At 71.4% G+C, this 6557-nt stretch carries 7 protein-coding genes; 1 reads left to right on the top strand and 6 read right to left on the bottom strand.

Going from position 1 to position 6557, the window contains the following annotated elements; translation table 11 throughout:
- Positions 1-26 precede the first annotated feature (26 nt).
- The 4 genes from A6A25_RS39665 to A6A25_RS39680 all read right to left on the bottom strand — a co-directional run bounded on the left by A6A25_RS39665 (position 27) and on the right by A6A25_RS39680 (position 3745).
- The gene (locus A6A25_RS39665; RefSeq protein ID WP_083669041.1) at positions 27-692 is read right to left on the bottom strand and encodes an ABC transporter ATP-binding protein; all 666 of its coding nucleotides are present in this window, start codon (positions 690-692) and stop codon (positions 27-29) included.
- Positions 685-3147: a hypothetical protein gene (locus tag A6A25_RS39670; RefSeq protein WP_073899319.1), complete on the bottom strand. Its 2463-nt coding sequence runs from the start codon at positions 3145-3147 to the stop codon at positions 685-687. Before A6A25_RS39670 ends, A6A25_RS39665 begins: the two co-directional genes overlap by 8 nt.
- Positions 3148-3317: 170 nt before the next feature.
- Positions 3318-3485: a hypothetical protein gene (locus A6A25_RS44480; protein ID WP_158073904.1), complete on the bottom strand. Its 168-nt coding sequence runs from the start codon at positions 3483-3485 to the stop codon at positions 3318-3320.
- 71 nt (positions 3486-3556) lie between these two features.
- Complete coding sequence (locus tag A6A25_RS39680; RefSeq protein ID WP_073899323.1) at positions 3557-3745, bottom strand: DUF3072 domain-containing protein; 189 nt, start codon at positions 3743-3745, stop codon at positions 3557-3559.
- Positions 3746-3885: 140 nt separating this feature from the next.
- Here A6A25_RS39680 and A6A25_RS39685 point away from each other — a divergent pair, with 140 nt between their 5' ends.
- Positions 3886-5397 carry a chitinase gene (locus A6A25_RS39685; RefSeq protein WP_073899325.1) on the top strand — a complete coding sequence of 504 codons (1512 nt, stop codon included), beginning with the start codon at positions 3886-3888 and terminating at the stop codon, positions 5395-5397.
- A gap of 45 nt (positions 5398-5442) precedes the next feature.
- Here A6A25_RS39685 and A6A25_RS46150 read toward each other — a convergent pair whose 3' ends face one another.
- Together A6A25_RS46150 and A6A25_RS39695 are read right to left on the bottom strand one after the other, a co-directional pair.
- Positions 5443-5658, bottom strand: a complete 216-nt coding sequence (locus tag A6A25_RS46150) for a hypothetical protein (protein ID WP_073899333.1) — start codon at positions 5656-5658, stop codon at positions 5443-5445.
- Positions 5571-6329 carry a class I tRNA ligase family protein gene (locus A6A25_RS39695; RefSeq protein ID WP_073899334.1) on the bottom strand — a complete coding sequence of 253 codons (759 nt, stop codon included), beginning with the start codon at positions 6327-6329 and terminating at the stop codon, positions 5571-5573. The genes A6A25_RS46150 and A6A25_RS39695 overlap by 88 nt, the downstream gene beginning before the upstream one ends.
- Positions 6330-6557 lie beyond the last annotated feature (228 nt).

The raw sequence follows: 6557 nt of genomic DNA on the forward strand, positions 1-6557 counted from the left end.
GAGGTCCGTCCTGCCGTCAACGTCCGTCATGCCGCCAACGCCCCGTTCCGCAGGTCGAACCTCGTGTCCGCCAACGCGATCAGCCTCGGGTCGTGCGAGGCCACCACGACCGGCACGCCCCGCCGCGCCAGGTCGGCCAACGTCTCCAGCACCAGGTCCGCCGACGACGTGTCCAGCTGCGAAGTGGGCTCGTCCGCCAGCACGACCGTCGCCTCGCGCGCCAACGCACACCCGAACGACAGCCGCTGCTGCTGCCCACCCGACATCGCCGACACCTTCCAGCCGGCCGTGCCCGGCAGCCCCAACCGCGCCAGCAGCTCGTCCACCCGCGCGACCCGACCCGCCGCCTGCGCCGCCGCACGCAGGTTGTCGCCCACGTCCAGGTGTCCGATCAGGTTGTCCGCCGGGTTCTGCAGCACCAGCGCGACGTCGCGCCGCCGCAGCTTGCGCCGCGCCGCGGACGACAACCGCGCCGTGCCCATCCCGCGCAGCTCCACCCCGCCGCGCGTGGGCCGTTCGACCAGGCTCAACACCCGCAGCAACGTCGACTTGCCCGACCCCGACGGCCCGGCCAGCACCGTCAACCCCGTCGCGGGCACGTCCAGCGACACGTCCGACACCGCGGTCACCGCACCGGCGGGCGTGCGGTAGTCCACGCCCACCTCGCGCAGCCGCAACACGTACTCAGCCACGGATCAGCTCTCCGATCTTCGCCGAACGCACCGCGCGCACCGCGATCCACGCCGCCACCAGCACCACCAACACACCGCCCACCACCGTCGTCACCAGCAGCGGCAGGACGTCGGGCACCTGCGGTCCCGGGGTGAGCCGTGGCGCGGGATCCAGCTTCGGCACGGTGAAGCCGCTGCTCACCGCGCTGGCCGCCAAGCCGACCAGCACCGCCGCGCCCGCCACGGCACCCAGTTCCAGCAGGTGGCTGCGCAGCATCGCGGCCGGTCGCAGGCCCATCCGGGTGCTGAACGCGCCGGACAGCGCGTTCTGCCGCCGCCGCACCTCGACCGCCAGCAGCAGCGCGATCGACGCCACCACCGTCAACACCGCGCCCAGCGCCGTGACGAACCCGAACGTCCACTGGATCGTCAGGAACGGCAGGCCGCGCACGGCCTTGCTCTTCTCACCGAGGTTGCGCGACAACTTCACGCCGTCGGCCGACAGCGCCGCGGTCACCTCGGCCAACGGCCTGCTCGACCACACGTACCAGGAGCCGACGTCGTCGCGATCCCCGATCCGGTCGAGCGGCACCACCCAGCCGGACGTGCCGAGCTTCGGGAACATCGGCGTCCAGGCGTCCGGCTTGACCGGTGGCAACCCCGGGAGCTGGACCTCGCGGCGCGGCACGTCGCCCACCCGCAGCGGCTCGTCCAGCAGCGCCGGGTCGATCCCGAACGGGAACGCGCCGTCGCGGAACGTCCTCGGGTCGACCACCAGCGCCGTGCGGTCGTACTGCTTGACGAAACCCACGATGGTGGAGTTCCCGCGCAACGCCGCCGGCAGCTCGGTGACCTCCGACGGGATCTGGGCGTAGCTGTTCGCCCCGGTGTACATGCCGGACTTCACCTCCAACGCGGTCTCCTGCGACCCGGCGATGGCGGTGCCGACCGCCATGGTGCCGACCGCCAGCACACCGACCAGCAGCACACCGGTCACCGGACCGGCGCCCGCCGCGAGCCGCCGGATCGCCAGCTGCGCGGCCGGTGCCGACCACAGCCTCACCCGGTGCGACCCGGCCAGCGCCCACCGCGCCAGGCGTGCCGTCACCAGCGCCGCGGTGAGCACCACCAGCAGCGGGAACGCCAGCGCGGCGGCGTCGATGCGCGGCAGCTCGCCGACCTGCGTCGTGGTGGCCAGGCCGCTGCGCTGCACCCGGCCCCACGCCCACACCGCCAGCCCGGCGGTGGCCAGCTCCCACGGCAGGGCGGTGAGCACCTTGCGCAGCCGGTTGCCGCGGCCCGACACCTGGAACATCCGGTGGGTGCGCAACGCGCCGGTGGCGAGCGTGACCACGAGGCTGGACACCACGACGACCACCACGGCCAACGCCGCCGTCGTGCCGGTGCCCGTCGGCAGCACCTCCGAAGGGGCGTACACGGGCAGCAGCAGCTGGGCCGTCCCGAACCCGAGCGCGCCGCCGACCACCAGCGGCAGACCCAGCTCCAGCACGCCCCGGCCGCCGAGCGCGAACGGCCCGGCGCCGCGCACCCACAGCAGCCGCAGCTCCGACTGGCGGCGCTGGGCCCACTGGACGGTCACCGTGGCGACGCCCGCCAAGCCGATGAGCAGGCTCACCAGGGTCAGGCCGAGGACGGCGGAGCGCACGTTCACCACGGTCCGCTTGGCGTTCTCCACGGGCAGGACCAGCGGCGAGACCACGCGGTCGAAGTCACCCGTGATCGGGGCGACGCGCTGGGTGCCCTCCGAGAGCAGGGCGGCGGCCTCGTCCACCGTGCGCGGCACGTCGGCCGGGAAGCGCACGGTCAGGTCGGTCATGCCGGCGATCTCGGGCGGCAGCGCGGCGAACGACTCGGCGCTGGGCAGCCACACCACGCCGGTCGCCAGCTCGTCGCGGTCGAGCACGTTGGGCACGACGAAGTGGCGTTCGGAGCACCACCACTCGGGCAGCGGGTCGATCTGGTCGGCGTAGATCGCGGTCACCGGGGGCAGCCGACCGCCCATCCCGCGCCCGCCCAGCTCCACGCCGACGGTGTCGGCGATGCTCTTCGGCACCCACAGGCCGTCCTTGGCGCCGCCTTCGAGGACTTGGAGGTGGTCGGTCGCGCCGGGCCGGTAGCCGAACTTGGCCACGGTCCGCGGGCCGCCGAAGTCGACGCGCTGCTCGCGGACGTAGGCGCCGATCAGCGGCTCCTTGTCCGGCACCGCCTCCTCGACCGCCTTGACCTTGTCCGCGACGTCCCCGTGCGGGATGCCACTGGCCTCCAGCGACGGGTGCAACGCCTCCCCGCACAGCTGGTCCTGCTGGTAGTCGACCGCGGCGCTGCCTGAGGCGGCCGAGTGCAGCACGGCGGCGGCCACCACGAAGCTCAACAACAGCGCGGTCACCACGCTGACCAGCAACGTCAGCGGACTCGACAGGGCCGCGCGCGGTGCGGCTCGCCACGGGATCTGCACCTGCGCACGGTAACCGGCGATCTCTCCGGACAGGAGACTTTTCGTGAACGGCGTTCATCCTCCGGACAACGTCCGGACAACGTCCGGACAACGTCCGGACAACGTCCGGACAACGTGTCCTGTTGTCCGGAGTGGGCGCCCCGAAGCCGGACACGCGGAGGCGCACGCGGTCAGTTGTCGTCCTCCTGCTCGCCGTCCTGCTCGTCCTGCTGCTCGACGCCCGGCTGGTTGTCGTTCTCGCCGTCGCCCTCGTTCTCGCACCCGGCACCGAGGGTGAGGAACAACGCCGCACCGCTGACCAGCACGGCGAGTGACTTCTTCAGCACGTTCGGTTCCATGCTGTCCCGGTACCCCGAACGGGCCGGTGTCAACCGGAGCGGCGCGTCGGCGACGGCGTGCCGCACTCGCGTCAGCGGCCCCGGCCCGTCTTCTCCTGCAGTCGGTCGATCAGTTGCGAGGCCTCGACCTTGGTCAGCTGCTCCGGCACCTCCTCGCCCGCCTCCTGGGCCAACGTGCGCAGGTAGGACTCCTGCGGCCCGGTCATCGGCTCGTCGCCGGTCGTCCAGTCCTGGGGGTCCTTCTCCGGATTGCGGTCCACGTGCCTCTCCTTCCTTCGAACGCCGGTTCGAAATACCCGCTGGGCCGTTCGGTCAACCACCCGCGACGCGGCCTTGACAGACCGACGGTGGTCTAGTCCAATTTCCCCACCTGGAGGCCGCCACCGCTGGGAGGAGACGTATGTCGCGAAGAGTCCTGTTCGCCAGGGTGGCCGCGGTGGGGGCGTTGGTGGTCGCCGCGGCGGCGGTCGGCTTCGCGCCCGCGTACGCCGCGTCGGTCACCGCCACGTTCACCAAGACCTCGAGCTGGGAGACCGGCTACACCGCCCAGTTCTCGATCAAGAACGAGACCAGCGCGACCCTCTCCGGGTGGAAGGTCGAGTTCGACCTGCCCGCCGGGACCACGGTCGGCGCCTACTGGGACGCGTTGCAGACCAACTCGTCCGGGCACTACACGTTCACCCACCGCGAGTACAACGGCAGCGTCGCCCCCGGCGCCACGGTGACGTTCGGCTTCAACGCCGCGGGCACCGCGAGCCCGGCCAACTGCAAGATCAACGGTGCGTCGTGCGCCGGTTCACCGACCACCACGACCACTACTACTACGACCACCACCACCACGACTACTACTGGGCCGACGACCACCACCACCACCACGACCACCACGCCACCGGTCACCGGCCTGCCGAAGCGGGTCCTGGTCGGCTACCTGCACGCGAGCTTCGCCAACGGCTCCGGGTACATCCGGATGAAGGACGTCTCCGACGACTGGGACATCATCAACCTGTCGTTCGCCGAACCGACCTCCGCCACCTCCGGCGACCTCCGCTTCGCCCAGTGCCCCGTCGCCGAGTGCCCCAACGTCGAGTCCGAGGCCGAGTTCATCGCGGGCATCCGGGACAAGCAGGCCAAGGGCAAGAAGGTGCTGATCTCCATCGGCGGCGCGAACGGCCAGGTGCAGCTGTCCACCACGGCCGCCCGCGACGCGTTCGTCCGCTCCGCGTCGGCGATCATCGACAAGTACGGCCTGGACGGACTGGACGTCGACTTCGAGGGCCACTCGCTGTCCCTCGACGCGGGCGACACCGACTTCCGCGCGCCGACCTCGCCGGTGATCGTCAACCTCATCCAGGCGTTGAAGACGCTGAAAGCCCGCTACGGCGCGAAGTTCGTGCTCACCATGGCGCCGGAGACGTTCTTCGTGCAGGTCGGCTACCAGCACTACGGCGGTGGCAGCGGCGCCGACCCGCGGGCCGGCGCGTACCTGCCGGTGATCCACGCGCTGCGCGACGACCTCACGCTGCTGCACGTCCAGCACTACAACTCCGGGCCGATCATGGGCCTGGACAACCAGTACCACTTCATGGGCGGCCACGACTTCCACGTCTCCATGGCGGACATGGTGCTGGCCGGGTTCCCCGTGCGCGGTGACGCGACGAAGGTGTTCCCGGGCCTGCGGCAGGACCAAGTGGCCATCGGCCTGCCCGCGAGCATCAACGCGGGCAACGGTTTCACGTCCGTGGCCGAGGTGCACAAGTCGCTGGACTGCCTGATGAAGGGCGCGAACTGCGGCACGTACAAGCCGAAGGCCGTCTACCCGAACCTGCGCGGCCTGATGACGTGGTCGGTCAACTGGGACCGCTACAACGGCTTCGAGTTCTCCCGCTCGCACCGCGCCTACCTGCCCAGGTAGGCGCTCACCGCGGACCCGCCGGGGCACCACCCGGCGGGTCCGCGGTCACAGCCTCGGGAACAGTGGTTGTGGTCGGGAGAGTTGGCCGGTCAGCGTCACGCACTGCGCGGAGATCTTCGTGGCCAACGTCGGCAGGAACGGGGTCGGCTCGGTGGACAGGACGCGGCACGCGGTCAGCAGGGCGGTGATGGCCGAGTCGAGCCGCCGGCCCGCCGTGACGTCACCGCCGCGTTCGGCGCGGGCCAGGTCCCACGGGCGCACCCGTTCCACGTAGCGGTTGGCCTCCTCCACGATCCGCCACACCGCCGCCGTCGCCCGCCGGAAGTCGAAGTCGGCGATGGCGGCGTGCACCAGGTCCGGCGCGTTCCGGCACGCCCGCACCAGCGGCCCGGCTCGATCCGCACCGTGCCGTCCGTGATCAGGTCGCGGAGCCGGTCGGTGTAGCGGGAGAGGCGGAAGAACCAGTTCTCCTCGGACACCTGCTGCGGCTCGACGTCGTGCTCGGGGCACCTGCCGCCCACCAGCTCGGCCGGTGTGTAGAACTGCTCGCAGCCGACGCAGTACAGGCCCTCGTAGTGCTTGCGGTAGAAGTCGTGCGCGCACGCCCGCCAGAGCCGTTCGACACCGGCGCGGTGCCTGGTGTCACGGCTCGTGCGGAGGAAATCGGTGAACGACAACGCCAGCGGTTCGCGCAAGCCCGCGAACGCCGCCGCGTTGCGGTCGACCAGCTCGTCGGTCGACAGGCCTTCCGCCCGGGCCGCCAGCACGTTCTTCAGCGAGTTGTCGTCGGTCCCGGTCAGGAACCGCACCCGGTCGCCGTGCTGCCGGTGGTGCCGGGCCAGCACGTCGGCCTGCACGAACTCCAGCGCGTGCCCCAGGTGCGGGCGCGCGTTGACGTACGGGATGGTGGTGGTCACGTAGTAGTGCGACATCGGAACCTCCTGGTGCGAGGGCTCCGGCCGGCCGAGACCCCCTGGGACGGGGGCCTCGGACTCGTCATCCGTGCAGCGTCGTTCGCCCCGCGTGGCGGGGCGCCATGAGCGGCGAGGACGAGGACATGGCGGTGACGCTAGCAGCGCCACCGCCCGTCCCGCGCCTGGTTTTCGCGGCTTCTAGGGCGTGTCTCCAAATCTTCGGCCTGGTAGTAGGTCATGATTGGC

Source organism: Saccharothrix sp. CB00851, from assembly GCF_001905065.1.
In the GTDB taxonomy this organism is placed as follows: Bacteria; Actinomycetota; Actinomycetes; order Mycobacteriales; family Pseudonocardiaceae; genus Actinosynnema.